Annotated in this window: 12 protein-coding genes; 4 read left to right on the top strand and 8 right to left on the bottom strand. The window is 51.2% G+C overall.

Going from position 1 to position 12242, the window contains the following annotated elements; genetic code table 11:
• The first annotated feature begins 95 nt into the window (after positions 1-95).
• Positions 96-263, top strand: coding sequence for a ribosome modulation factor (rmf, locus tag F3J38_RS05830; protein ID WP_007887362.1), 168 nt, complete (start codon positions 96-98; stop codon positions 261-263).
• 65 nt (positions 264-328) lie between these two features.
• Here the strand turns inward: rmf and fabA are convergent, their stop codons facing one another.
• Both fabA and F3J38_RS05820 read right to left on the bottom strand, forming a co-directional pair.
• Positions 329-847: a bifunctional 3-hydroxydecanoyl-ACP dehydratase/trans-2-decenoyl-ACP isomerase gene (gene fabA, locus F3J38_RS05825; RefSeq protein ID WP_034820448.1), complete on the bottom strand. Its 519-nt coding sequence runs from the start codon at positions 845-847 to the stop codon at positions 329-331.
• Positions 848-914: 67 nt separating this feature from the next.
• The gene (locus F3J38_RS05820) at positions 915-2723 is read right to left on the bottom strand and encodes an AAA family ATPase (RefSeq protein ID WP_167135974.1); all 1809 of its coding nucleotides are present in this window, start codon (positions 2721-2723) and stop codon (positions 915-917) included.
• Positions 2724-2831: 108 nt separating this feature from the next.
• On the opposite strand from F3J38_RS05820, the gene matP reads away from it, so the two are divergent.
• Complete coding sequence (gene matP / locus F3J38_RS05815) at positions 2832-3299, top strand: macrodomain Ter protein MatP (RefSeq protein WP_139810673.1); 468 nt, start codon at positions 2832-2834, stop codon at positions 3297-3299.
• Positions 3300-3371: 72 nt separating this feature from the next.
• Here the strand turns inward: matP and ompA are convergent, their stop codons facing one another.
• A complete protein-coding gene (ompA, locus tag F3J38_RS05810; protein WP_167135972.1) occupies positions 3372-4445 on the bottom strand; it encodes a porin OmpA in 1074 nt (357 codons plus the stop codon).
• A 349-nt stretch (positions 4446-4794) separates the two neighbouring features.
• Complete coding sequence (gene sulA, locus F3J38_RS05805) at positions 4795-5286, bottom strand: SOS-induced cell division inhibitor SulA (protein WP_167135970.1); 492 nt, start codon at positions 5284-5286, stop codon at positions 4795-4797.
• 221 nt (positions 5287-5507) lie between these two features.
• Here sulA and F3J38_RS05800 point away from each other — a divergent pair, with 221 nt between their 5' ends.
• A complete protein-coding gene (locus F3J38_RS05800; protein ID WP_167135968.1) occupies positions 5508-6131 on the top strand; it encodes a TfoX/Sxy family DNA transformation protein in 624 nt (207 codons plus the stop codon).
• A 2-nt stretch (positions 6132-6133) separates the two neighbouring features.
• Here F3J38_RS05800 and yccS read toward each other — a convergent pair whose 3' ends face one another.
• The gene (yccS, locus tag F3J38_RS05795; RefSeq protein ID WP_167135966.1) at positions 6134-8272 is read right to left on the bottom strand and encodes a YccS family putative transporter; all 2139 of its coding nucleotides are present in this window, start codon (positions 8270-8272) and stop codon (positions 6134-6136) included.
• A gap of 12 nt (positions 8273-8284) precedes the next feature.
• Positions 8285-8728 (bottom strand): YccF domain-containing protein, encoded by a 444-nt coding sequence (locus F3J38_RS05790; RefSeq protein ID WP_167135964.1) that lies wholly within the window; start codon positions 8726-8728, stop codon positions 8285-8287.
• 123 nt (positions 8729-8851) lie between these two features.
• Here F3J38_RS05790 and helD point away from each other — a divergent pair, with 123 nt between their 5' ends.
• Positions 8852-10906, top strand: coding sequence for a DNA helicase IV (helD, locus tag F3J38_RS05785; protein ID WP_167135962.1), 2055 nt, complete (start codon positions 8852-8854; stop codon positions 10904-10906).
• 3 nt (positions 10907-10909) lie between these two features.
• Here helD and mgsA read toward each other — a convergent pair whose 3' ends face one another.
• Together mgsA and F3J38_RS05775 are read right to left on the bottom strand one after the other, a co-directional pair.
• Positions 10910-11371, bottom strand: coding sequence for a methylglyoxal synthase (gene mgsA / locus F3J38_RS05780; RefSeq protein ID WP_167135960.1), 462 nt, complete (start codon positions 11369-11371; stop codon positions 10910-10912).
• A 68-nt stretch (positions 11372-11439) separates the two neighbouring features.
• Positions 11440-12066 (bottom strand): YccT family protein, encoded by a 627-nt coding sequence (locus F3J38_RS05775; protein ID WP_167135958.1) that lies wholly within the window; start codon positions 12064-12066, stop codon positions 11440-11442.
• Positions 12067-12242 lie beyond the last annotated feature (176 nt).

The raw sequence follows: 12242 nt of genomic DNA, 5'->3' as shown, positions 1-12242 counted from the left end.
TGCTTGGGGTTAGAACATTACTGTGGTTGAACATTATATCGCCACTCTTTCTTTCCACCCAGATTCCACCAGACCTGAAATGAGGGAAACGAGGCATGAAGAGACAGAAGAGAGACCGCCTGGAACGAGCACACTCACGAGGCTATCAAGCCGGTATTACGGGCCGCTCAAAAGAGATATGCCCTTATCAAATGATCGATGCGCGGTCTTACTGGTTGGGAGGTTGGCGTCAAGCCATGGAGGACAGGTCGGCAGTGGCCTAGCACTGTCGGGTGTCTATGAATAAGGAAGAAACCTCCGCTGAGTGCGGAGGTTTTCGTTTGGGGGATTAGAAAGCTGAAGTGTCTTTAAACAGACCCACTTTCAAATCGGTTGCGGTATAGATCAGATTACCGTCAACAAAGACTTCACCATCCGCCACGCCCATCACCAGTTTACGGTTGATCACGCGTTTGAAGTGAATTTTATAGGTGACTTTTTTCGCGGTTGGCAGTACCTGACCGGTAAATTTCACTTCGCCCACACCCAGTGCGCGCCCTTTACCTTCTGCGCCTAACCAGCCGAGGTAGAAACCCACCAGCTGCCACATTGCGTCGAGGCCGAGGCAGCCTGGCATCACCGGGTCGCCTTTGAAGTGGCAGTCGAAGAACCACAGGTCAGGGCGGATATCCAGTTCGGCTTCCACAAAACCTTTGTCAAATTTACCGCCGTCTTCGGTCATCATGACCACGCGGTCCATCATCAACATGTTATCAGAGGGAAGCGGCGGTCCATTTTCGCCAAACAGTTCGCCGCGACCTGAGGCAACCAGGTCTTCTTTGCTATAGGATTCGCGTTTATCTACCATGTTCTCAATATGCCTTCTTTTAGTGAAGCCCGAATATTAGCGAACAGTTGTACGCTGGGCAAATCAATCAGCTGTGGTTAAACCAGTTAAGCCAACGTAATGGCCAAGGACGATGACGAATTTCCTGCTGATTCAGCTGTGCAATACGTTCCTGAATGGTATCCATCAGTGACTCACCATTCTCACTCTGCCATGCAATACCGGTCAGCAACGGCAAGGCTTCATCTACGCTTTCGATCGCCCAGATATGGAACTGCTCTTCTTTAACGGCGTCCACCACGGCCTGACTCAGGCTCAGATGACGAACGTTGCTGGCAGGCAAGATCACACCCTGCTTACCGGTCAGTTCGCGTGACTGGCAAATCTGGAAGAAACCTTCGATTTTCTCATTAAGGCCACCGACCGGTTGCACATTACCAAACTGATCCACAGAGCCGGTGACCGCAATCTGTTGGCTGAGTGGTTGATTTGCCAGTGCACTGATCAACGCACACAGTTCGGCCAGGGAGGCACTATCACCATCAACTTCGGAGTAGGATTGTTCAAATACCAGCGAAGCAGAGAAGGGCAATTGCTGTTCAAGTTCCAGCTCAGCAATCAGATAGGCCTGCATGATCATCATGCCCTTTGCATGAATGTTGCCACCCAGTTCCGCCTTGCGTTCAACGTCGGTAAATTCACCATCGCCTGGGTGCACGACACAGGTAATACGTGAAGGCTCGCCCCATGGGCGTGGATGGCCAGGGAACTCGACCACGGATAATCCGTTAATCTGCCCGACCACATCACCTTCGGTCTCAATCATGATCTGATTAAGCAAAATCTCGTCGCGCATGCGTTCGGCAAGGTAGCTTTCACGCCACTCACGTGCTTCCAACGCATCTTTCAACGCTTCCGCATTGATGCTATCGCCATGTAGGGCGGTTTCCTGCAACTGGCGACGCAGCCACCGTGGGCAGAGCGGCAACGTTTCTTGATCGCCCGTAAAGCGAACGGCTTCTGTGATCAGCAGCGGCCAAAAGTCGGCATCAGGCTGATCCAGTCCGGCTTCTTCGGCTTGCGTGAGAGTCCATTGACACCAGAAGGTCATGTCCTCTTCATCATTAATCTGCAGGTTCTCTTCGAACTCGCTATACAGGGCCATCTCATGCACTTCTGCATCCAGTTCCTGGAAGCTGGCTAGCGCATCACGGTCGCCACACAAAATCAGGCGCAGTTGAAGTGGCAGGGAAGGAATGGCAACGGGCAGGGGCTGACGCTCGTCTTGTGAATACCAGTCAAAACGACCTTGTTCAATGCACTTACGTAGGCGTAACCACAGCAGTGGCTGCGCCAGCAGGGTGTTGGCGGTAAGAATGAGCGTTCCGCCGTTGGCGCGATGAATCAGGCCTGGTTCAGGCTGAATGCGATCTTTATACTGACGGACACAACCGAAAAGTTGCTCAGGTTCAATCCAGTCAGCGAAATGTACACCGCCCTGGCTGGTGAAAGGGCGATTTGCATCACTGGCTGGCATCAGGCTGACGGTATCGCCCATGACATGGTAGTCACCGCCATACAGGCTGACTTCATCTGGCTGAAAGCGCTGCGCTGCTTCAGCGATACAGGCGAGATAATCGCTGTTTTCCTGGCTGCGCAGTAACAGCAGCGGAAAACCTAAGGTTTGATGATGCAAATGCGCCAGCGCATTCAGCAGACGCGGCTGAACCGCGGCAAGGCTATCGCTATCTTCCAGTGAGACATTTGAGAAAATGGATTGGTAGCGGGTGCTATCCGGCTGCAGGGCTTGCCACGTAATTTGAGTGCTGGTCAAAATATTCGCATTAGTCAGATTCAGGAAAAGCGCGATTATACAGGAATCGACCTGGTTAAGCACTGCGGAGTTCCGGCCCGAAATGTGATGGCTACAACATGTTTTTTCCTTGCTGCATCCGGGAAAAAAGCTGTTATTCTTAGTTTGTTACGTGATCACGATGAGATTCCGATGAAATACCAGCAACTCGAAAATCTTGAAAGTGGATGGAAGTGGAAATACCTGGTGAAAAAGCATCGGGAGGGTGAGCTGATCACGCGTCATCTTGAACTCAGTGCTGCGCAGGCTGCGGTTGAATCGTTACTGACGATGGAAAACAGCCCAGTAGACGTCAATGAGTGGATTGCTCAGCATATTCATCCCGATCTTGAGAATCGCCTAAAGCAAACGATCCGCGCGCGCCGTAAGCGCCATTTCAACGCGGAGCATCAACATACGCGGAAAAAGTCTATCGACCTGGAGTATTTGGTCTGGCAACGTCTGGCGGGTTTGGCTCAGCGTCGGAGTAATACGTTGTCAGAAACGATCGTGCAACTGATTGAAGATGCCGAACGCAAAGAGAAATATGCCAGCCAAATGTCTACCCTGAAGCAAGATCTCCAGGCGATTCTGGGCAAAGGCGGAACGGAAAGCGAATAGCGTTTTTGTTTTTTGCTGTATCTCATACATAAAAAAACCCCGCCTTAGCGGGGTTTTTTATTGCGTGATAACTTAAGCCTGTGGCTGAGTTACAACGTCTTTGATACCTTTCACGTCGATTTCAACGCGACGGTCTGGCGCCAGGCAGTCGATCAGGGCGTTACGGCCTTTCACGCTGTCACAGGTGTTGCCAGTAACTGGGTTAGATTTGCCCATACCGCGTGCAGAGATCTTGTTAGAAGGGATACCTTTAGAAACCAGGTAATCAACTACAGACTGAGCACGTTTCTCAGACAGTTTCTGGTTGTACTGCTCTGAACCGATGCGGTCAGTGAAGCCCAGTACGACAACAGAACCATCTTTAGGATCCATTGAGCTCAGCTGGCTGTACAGCTGATCCAGAGCCTGCTGGCCTTCTGGCTTCAGAGTTGCTTTGTTGAAGTTGAACAGCACGTCAGACTTCAGAGTGAAACGCTTGGTTTCAACAACTGGCGCTGGCGCTGGTGCTGGAGCAACAACTGGTGCAGCTTCTTCATCCTGACCGAAACGGTAAGAAACGCCGACGCTCAGCATGCTGTTGTCTGGACGCGCACCAACGGTACCTGCGTCACCGATGTTGTTAACCCACTGGTAGTCCAGGCGGGTAGCCCAGTTTTTGGTCAGTGCGTATTCAACACCAACAGCAGCCAGCGGAGAAACGCCGGTGTCGTGGTTGCTGCGACGAACATCAGTGTTGCCATTGTACTGAGTAGAGTCTGCACGCCATACCATGCCGCCCAGACGGGTGTACACGTCGAAGTCGTCAGTGATTGGGTAGCTCAGTTTAGCCGCCAGCTGAACGCCTTGTGCTTTGAATGCGCCATTGGTCACAGAACCTTTGTTAGGCATGCGGCCCAGCCAATCGTAGCCCAGCTCGAAGCCCAGGTACGGGTTAGCCTGATAGCCCATGAAAGCACCAGCACCCAGCTGAGATTCGTGGGTTGGACCGTTGTTGTTCACGTAGTTGTTACCGTAGTAACCAGTATCGTGATACTGAGACCAGCCCAGTTTAGCACCGGTATACCAGGTGTTATCTTTAGGAGCGGCCTGCGCTACGGTAGCGAAGCCAGCCAGTGCCACTGCAATTGCGATAGCTGTCTTTTTCATTTTTGCGCCTCGTTATCATCCAAATAGGCAATGAGCAAAAAGGTTGCTCTTTGTGTTAATCCTTCGCCGGGTCTAAACGCTCGCTTTTGACTCTACCGAAAAAACGGAGGTTATTGAGCACCCTGGCGAGATAAAGTCTACAACGAGATTGGAAAGTTACAAGTATGATGTGAGGCTAGCCAGCAAAAAAACAGGGATTTATACACACATTTTAACAAATCACATGGCAAAATCTTCGCTAGCAAATTGAGAAAATGCGTCTAAACCATTGTCAAAGCTGGCGGGAAAAGAATCAGTGGCTTAGCCGCATTCTAAAGAAAAAATAGCGTGAGAAAATTCCTGGTTTTACTTAATGAAACAAATCCGAGGGAATTTTTGACGGATTTGATTGTCTTGTCAGGACACGTTCATGACCTTGTGGACGCATAATCAGCCCAAGCGCTTCCCCTTCCGACGCTGCCAATTCCAGTTCCAGACGCTCTTCGTCATTCAATTCGTAGGGAATCCAGGCCAGTACCACGCTGTAATTACCGGTACGCAGGGCTTTCACCATACTTTCAACCGTGCTGAGTCGTTCAGATTCAGTGATATGCATACTTTTCTCTAACGGCAGGCCCGACTGCTGCATCCAGCTGCGATTTAGCTTGTGCGCGGGGGTTAACCATAGCTGCCAACGTGATTGTTCGCTAAGTTGCTTAAGCACAGGGAGCAGCAACATCTGCATAATTCCTGGTTGTTCGCTATAGCGCAGTTCAGTGATTCCACCCAGAGCAGGTTGCGTTAAGCCAGCATTAGCAAAAGGGGAAGAACGATCAGCAAAGCCAGAGAATTGAGTACGCATAATTTAATCACTCAGTAATGAACTGTATGGATGTACAGTAATGTTTCCCTGGATAAAGATCAACCTCAATTTCTGAAAACACCTCGCAAATTCTCAACAACTCTTACCCTAAACGCTTTTATTCATTGAACAGCTAATTTGTTTTTTTTATCTTCTAACCAGATGATTAACCAGAGTTTTAAGGAATTTTCTCACATGAGAATTTACGGAAAGGAGCTGTAATGAAAAACCGCAATCCCGTCGTTGAACAATCGAAAATGCAGTTGGCTTCGCTAGGGAAAATCGAGTCTCGCACCCAATTTGGGGGCTATGCCCTGACAGTAGAAAAGGTGACTTTTGCCTATATCAATGAGGATGCGCTGTATTTGCGAGCCAGCGAAGCGCTGCAGATGTATCACGCTAAACGGGCACTGGAGCCTTTGGTGTACAGCAAGCGCGGTATGCCAGTGCAGTTAAATTACTACAAAGTGGACGCGAAGTTATGGCAAGACCCTGAGCAATTATTGCGCCTTTCAGCCAGTTCTTTGCGTGCCGCTCAGAATGAAATGGCAACGCGTACTGTCACGCTACGCTTAAAAGATCTGCCTAACCTCAGTTTACGCATGGAGATGATGCTGCATAAAGTGGGCATTAGTTCAGTGAAATTGCTCTGTGAAACGGGTTCAAGGCAGACCTGGCTAAAACTACGCGCAAAGAACAAACATATTGGTTTGAAAACCCTGTTTTCACTAGAGGGGGCAATCTCCGGCCATCATCAAGCGGCTCTGCCTGTGGCAACACGAGAAGCACTTAGTGCGTGGTATGTGAAAACACTCCACCTTGACCCTAAAGTGGAGCATTTCTGACATTAATCACTGGATAACGTACGACGCAGGCGGGCAATTTCCGGCAGCAGGGTGATGAGCAAACCTAGCTGCTGCATCACTAACGGCGCCTGCACTTCGGGACTGTTTTTAAGCGCACTTAATCGCAGGATCAACTGCTGTTGCATCTCCAGCGCTTGCGCATCGGTAACGCTCTCGATTTGCAGGACATCTTCGGCAAAACAGACCGCATCATCCAGCATCTTTAACAGTTCACTATCTGACAACTTTTCACGATGCGCGCCCAATGCAGAGATATAACTCAGGAATGAGTGATTGAGGCACAGCAGACGAAAAGCATTTTCGCGCAGGGGTTGTTGCAGTTTCAGTTCGCTGCTCATATTCGATACCACAGAAGCGAGTTCTGCGTCGGCATTATGCGCATCGCGACGTGCAACGCGATAGTCCAGACGATTATCTTTGCCCTGATGGTACTGTTCCATAATGGCATCAAGATAGCGACAGTTGGCGTTGAGCGTACGATCCGCCACGGCGCTGATCTTGCGAAAGCGCCAGTCTGGCCAAACAAAAGCCACCGCCAGCCAGGCCAACCCGCAACCTAGCAGAGTATCAACGATGCGTGGCAACGCGACTTCAAAGCCTTCACCCAACAGATTAAAGCAGAGTAACACCAGCAGGGTGATGAACAAGGTTGCCTGCGCATATTGAACCTGACGAAAAGCAAAGAACAGCACCCCGCTGAGTACAATCAAAACCAACTGCCCTTCAATGGAGGGCACCAACCACAGTACGGGCAAGCCGATAGCAATACCTGCTAGCGTGCCGCCGATACGCAACGCAAGACGGCGTCGTGTGGCGTTATAGTTGGGTTGGCAGACAAATAGGCTGGTGAGCAAAATCCAGTAACCGCGCTCCACGCCTGTTATTTGAATGAATGCGTAACCCACACAAAGTACCAGCGACATGCGAATGGCATGGCGAAACAGCGCAGATGCCGGGCTAAGGTGACGGCTCAGGCGCAAGCGAATATCAGGCCAACCGCTGAGTCCTTCTCGTGAGAGATGATTATCGCCAGAGGAGGGGGGCTCTGCCAGCATCTGCTCTGATTCAATCGATGCTAATTGTGCATCAATCGCTCGAAGATTACGTAATAACCAGGACAGAGGGCGAAGGTGAGGGTCTTGCGGCTCACTTTGTGCCAGACGTTCCAGCGCGGTCTCCAGTCGCGCAAAAGTGCGCTCAAAATGCGTGTCGTGATGCCATGGCTGCCGCATCAAAATGTTTTCGGCCAACTGGCGACAGGCTTGGGCTTGCATATTAAGCAAACGTTGAAAGCGAAACAGAATCTCGTTATAGCGCCAATCATCACGTAATAAATGGTATTGCAGATGGGAAGAGCTGGCGCGTTCGTGAATATCCTGTGCGACAAAGTAGTAGTGCAAACTGCGGCGCGTGCTGCGTGAACCGCGGTCACCCCGTAACCGGCTCTGAATTGTGGTTTTCGTCTGGTTAAGTTGTGCGACGAGTTGGCTGTTCACCATCGCGGTGGCAATCATCGTTGCATCATCCTGTTCGCCTGCGTCAGGATCGAACAGATTTGCCTTCGCTTCCAGATAACGCGCCAACTGCGAAAAGCTGGCGGCCAACTGTTCCTGAACGGGGCGTACGGGAAAAATGAGATGCCCAATAAAGGTGAGCAAGTTGTACCACACGGCGCCCACTAACAGCAGAGAGGGCTGCATCCACCACTGTGGAAATAGCCCGATTCCCAGCATGGTATAGACCGCAATTAACAGCGCACCAAAAGCGATGGTGGCATAACGCTGTCCCAATGCACCGAGCAGAATAAAACCCCAACTGGAGAGCGCCAGGCCAATTGCGAAGGCCCAAGGATAGGGGAAAAGCAGCTCAACTGAGACGGAGGCAACACAGAAGCACACCAATGTAATCAGCAAATTACGCAGGCGACCCGTCCAGCGGTCATCCAGATCAGCCAGCGCCGCAGCCACCACGCCGAGTGTCAAAGGAATGGTCCATTCTATCTGTTGCAACCACCAGGGCACGGCCGCACAACCGGCCAGTGCAAATAGGATGCGCAACAAATAGCGCAGGCTACTGTTGAACAGATAGTGTCGCCAGCCTGGCATTGCGTTTTGTCGCATCAGGGGGCGGCCTCAGTAACGACGGCGCGCATTGGCTTCACGCGCAGCTTGTGCTTCTTCCACTGACACCACGCGTCGACCCACAGGCCACAGCGCAATGGCCGCAATTTTAAAGTTAGCAATACCCACGGGAATACCAATGATGGTCAGGCACTGCACAATGCCCGCTGAGATATGCATCAGACACAGCCACCAGCCAAAAAACACCAGCCAGAAGATATTCAGGAAAGTGCCACCGGCATTTAACACCTGGCTCTTGCTATCTGGGCGCAACACATCAACATGTACAGCCTCATTACCAAACGGCAACAGTGAAAGTTTGGTGATTTCCCAGCATGATCGCGTTAATGGCAGAGTAAAAATCAGCACAATGCTCACCAGGGTGGCAAACAGCCAGCTTAAGGTGGTGAACACGCCACCCAGAACGAAGTTGAGGATATTGAGTACGGTGCGCATAACGCGTTTTTCCTTTTGCAATCCGCAATATGTGCCGCCAAGTTTAGCCTGTTTTAAGGCTGGAGCGCCAAGGGTCTGACAGGTAAACTGCGCGATAATCGAATTCCACATGACGGTGCGGGCATGGAACTGAAAGCAACATCAATGGGCAAGCGTCTGGCTCAGCATCCCTATAATCGGGTACGTCTGCTGGCCGCCGGAGTGGAAGTCAGTGGCGATCGCCATGAATATCTGATCCCCTTTAACCAATTAATGGACATTACCTGTAAACGCGGCATGGTCTGGGGCGAGTTAGAATTTCAGCTCCCCGAAGATAAAGTGGTGCGCCTGCACGGGACGGAGTGGCAGGAAACCCAACGTTTTTTCCATTATTTGCAGCAGGCCTGGCAGCAGTGGAGCCAGGAGATGAGCGATGTGAGCGCCGAGGTGCTCACGGCGTTGGAGCAGGAGATCCTGACGTTTACTCAGCAGGATCGCTGGCTAAAACGCCGTGAGTTATCGGCGGTGAAAGAGAGTATCAGGCGTCAGTTTTCAGCGTTACCTCTTCCGCTGGCGCGTCTGGAAGCATTTGATAACTGCCGTGCGCTGTGGCAATTCTGCCAGCAGTGGCTGGAGCAGGGCGAAACGGCCATTCGGCAGCGTAACCGCGAATGGACAACGAAAGTTATCAAGGAGTATCACGATTTCTTCTCTACCGTTGAAACGACGCCACTCAATCTTTCTCAGTGTGAAGCCGTGGTGAATGGGGAAGACGCTCTGCTGGTGCTGGCGGGCGCAGGTAGTGGAAAAACATCGGTACTGGTTGCGCGTGCGGGCTGGCTGTTGGAACGTAAACTGTCCCAGCCGGACCAGATACTGCTGCTGGCCTTTGGTCGCCAGGCTGCGGATGAGATGAATGAACGCATTCAGGCGAGATTGGGTGAAAGCGCTATCCAGGCGCAAACCTTTCATGCACTGGCGATGCACATTATCCGTGAAGGCAGCAATAAACAGCCCGTTATCAGTAAGCTGGAAAGTGACAGCAAGGCCCGTCGTCAGTTACTTATCGATACCTGGCGAGAGCAGTGTAATAGCAAGAAGGCCCAAGCGAGCGGCTGGCGACAATGGTTGCAAGATGAGATGGAATGGGATGTGGCCGAGGGACCTTTCTGGCAGGATGACAAATTGGCACAACGCCTTGCTTCGCGCTTAGAACGCTGGCTGGGTTTGATGCGTATGCACGGCGGCGCGCAGGCCGCGATGATTGAAGATGTTCCTGAAGAGATACGTGAGAATTTCAGCAAACGCATTAAGTTGATGGCACCACTTTTAAAAGCCTGGAAGAGTGCGCTGAAAGAAGAAGGCGCGGTTGATTTCTCTGGCCTGATTCATCAAGCCATCGCCATTCTCGAAAAGGGTCGATTTATCAGCCCGTGGAAAGACATTCTGGTTGACGAGTTCCAGGATATTTCACCGCAGCGAGCGGCGCTGTTGACGGCATTACGCAAGCAAAATAAACGCACCAGTTTGTTCGCCGTCGGAGATGACTGGCAGGCTATTTATCGATTTAGTGGTGCGGAAATGAGCCTCACGACTGCCTTTCACCACTATTTCGGCGAAGGGGATCGTTGTGTGCTCGACACCACTTACCGCTTTAATGATCGTATTGGTGAGATTGCTAACCGTTTTGTACAGCAAAACCCGCATCAATTGCGGAAACCCCTTAACAGCCTCAGTAAGGGGAACAAAAAATCGGTCACCCTATTACCGCAGGATCAACTGGAACCTCTGCTGAATAAGTTAAGTGGATATGCCAAGCCACACGAGCGTGTATTGCTGCTCGCGCGTTATCATCATCTGCGCCCGGAGATTCTGGAAAAAGCCAAAACGCGCTGGCCAAAGTTGCAGATTGATTTTATGACGATACACGCCAGCAAGGGGCAGCAGGCCGATTTTGTCATCGTGCTTGGGCTGCATGAAGGGCGTGATGGATTCCCCGCTCAGACGCGTGAATCCATCATGGAAGAGGGGCTATTGCCGCAACCGGAAGATTTCCCTGATGCTGAAGAGCGACGGCTGGCCTATGTGGCGATTACGCGTGCGCGTCAACAAGTATGGATGATGTTTGATAAAGAACAGCCTTCCGTCTTTGTCGAGCACTTCCGCGAATTGGGTGTGCCGCAGAGTCGGAAGGCCTGATGATTAGCCTTTCAGGCGGTCAGTAAGATAGCGCTGATAATCAGGGATCTGGATCTCAACCTGCTGGGCAAACATCGGTGCTTTAATAATAAAATCTGCGGTGGCGCGATTGGTCGCCACCGGGATATTCCATACGGTGGCCAGGCGCAGCAGTGCTTTCACATCGGGGTCGTGAGGAACGGCGTTCAACGGATCCCAAAAGAAGAACAGCACATCAATTTTCCCTTCTGAAATCAACGCCCCCACTTGCTGGTCCCCGCCCATTGGACCGCTTAGCATCGCGTTAACATCCAATCCCGTATGGCGATTAATCAGATTCCCGGTAGTGCCGGTGGCATAAAGTACATGAGGTTGTAGCGCGCTCTGGTTGGCTTTCACCCACTCAAGCAGGGAGGCTTTGCAGTGGTCGTGAGCAACCAGAGCAATATGTTTTTTTTCTTCAAGGGTACGAACGGTCTGCTCCATAGGGCTTCCTGTTTCTTCTCATGTCATCGTTATTGAGGCATGAGTTTACCCTTGGCATTTCATGACTATCAACTTGTGCGTAAGGTTTTCATCCAACTGATGAAACGCTGACGTGTTGCAGCGTCAAAGCGCTGAAACCAACGTTGTAAAGAGGGAAGGTCACTCGCGTCTTGCCAGGCAAAATCAAGATCCATCTGCGCGGCGGGTAAACTTGCTGATTGCATCGCAAAGCGCGGAACCGAAGCGGCCTGTGCATTGCGGTTATAATTCACCATGGCTTTCTCAAGATCGCTGTCGCTGCCTTGTGGCAGATGGTCGCGAACGCTGACAATTTCATTGCCATGCTCGTCAATCAGTTGGAAATTGAGTGCTCTATCGAAAAGGGTGCGTTCGCGGCGATTGCCAAGCGAAGGCAGGCGGATGGCGACTGAGTTGGCACTGGCATTAAAGGTGACAATCATTGGCACCGACTGAAAGTGTGTCGCATCGGCGCAGGGCTTATCTACACGAAACAGAAATTGATGCTGTCCGCGCTCCAGCTCAAGGCTGTCCGCGCCTTTCAGCAGCGAGCCTGAGATTTTGCGACCATCCAGCACCAGCAGGTCGATCTCTGGATCGAGCTTGAGGGTGATGGCATGGCAGGATGCCGATACGAGCAACACGAGTAAACCCGTAACAGCCAATGACAGCTTCATTTCAACTCCCGGAAGTGGGGGGGATAAATCGGTGATGTGTAGCAAATTATTACATTATGGCAGTAAATTTACATTTTTACATATTTATTCGTGCTGCTGCGCAAAGTTTTCACCTGTAATACTTGCGTCAGGCAAGGCATAGCCCTCTACACTCAGGCGATTGGACAAGGAGAAAA

Origin of the sequence: Candidatus Pantoea formicae (assembly GCF_011752625.1) — a bacterium.
Taxonomy (GTDB): domain Bacteria; phylum Pseudomonadota; class Gammaproteobacteria; order Enterobacterales; family Enterobacteriaceae; genus Pantoea; species Pantoea formicae.
This window is presented reverse-complemented; position numbering and strand designations above follow the sequence as displayed.

Coding starts and splice junctions, on each gene's coding strand:
- ompA (WP_167135972.1), bottom strand. CDS start 4,445: ATGAAAAAGACAGCTATCGCAATTGCAGTGGCACTGGCTGGCTTCGCT.
- rmf (WP_007887362.1), top strand. CDS start 96: ATGAAGAGACAGAAGAGAGACCGCCTGGAACGAGCACACTCACGAGGC.
- mgsA (WP_167135960.1), bottom strand. CDS start 11,371: ATGGAGCAGACCGTTCGTACCCTTGAAGAAAAAAAACATATTGCTCTG.
- F3J38_RS05790 (WP_167135964.1), bottom strand. CDS start 8,728: ATGCGCACCGTACTCAATATCCTCAACTTCGTTCTGGGTGGCGTGTTC.
- fabA (WP_034820448.1), bottom strand. CDS start 847: ATGGTAGATAAACGCGAATCCTATAGCAAAGAAGACCTGGTTGCCTCA.
- helD (WP_167135962.1), top strand. CDS start 8,852: ATGGAACTGAAAGCAACATCAATGGGCAAGCGTCTGGCTCAGCATCCC.
- F3J38_RS05800 (WP_167135968.1), top strand. CDS start 5,508: ATGAAAAACCGCAATCCCGTCGTTGAACAATCGAAAATGCAGTTGGCT.
- matP (WP_139810673.1), top strand. CDS start 2,832: ATGAAATACCAGCAACTCGAAAATCTTGAAAGTGGATGGAAGTGGAAA.
- yccS (WP_167135966.1), bottom strand. CDS start 8,272: ATGCGACAAAACGCAATGCCAGGCTGGCGACACTATCTGTTCAACAGT.
- sulA (WP_167135970.1), bottom strand. CDS start 5,286: ATGCGTACTCAATTCTCTGGCTTTGCTGATCGTTCTTCCCCTTTTGCT.
- F3J38_RS05775 (WP_167135958.1), bottom strand. CDS start 12,066: ATGAAGCTGTCATTGGCTGTTACGGGTTTACTCGTGTTGCTCGTATCG.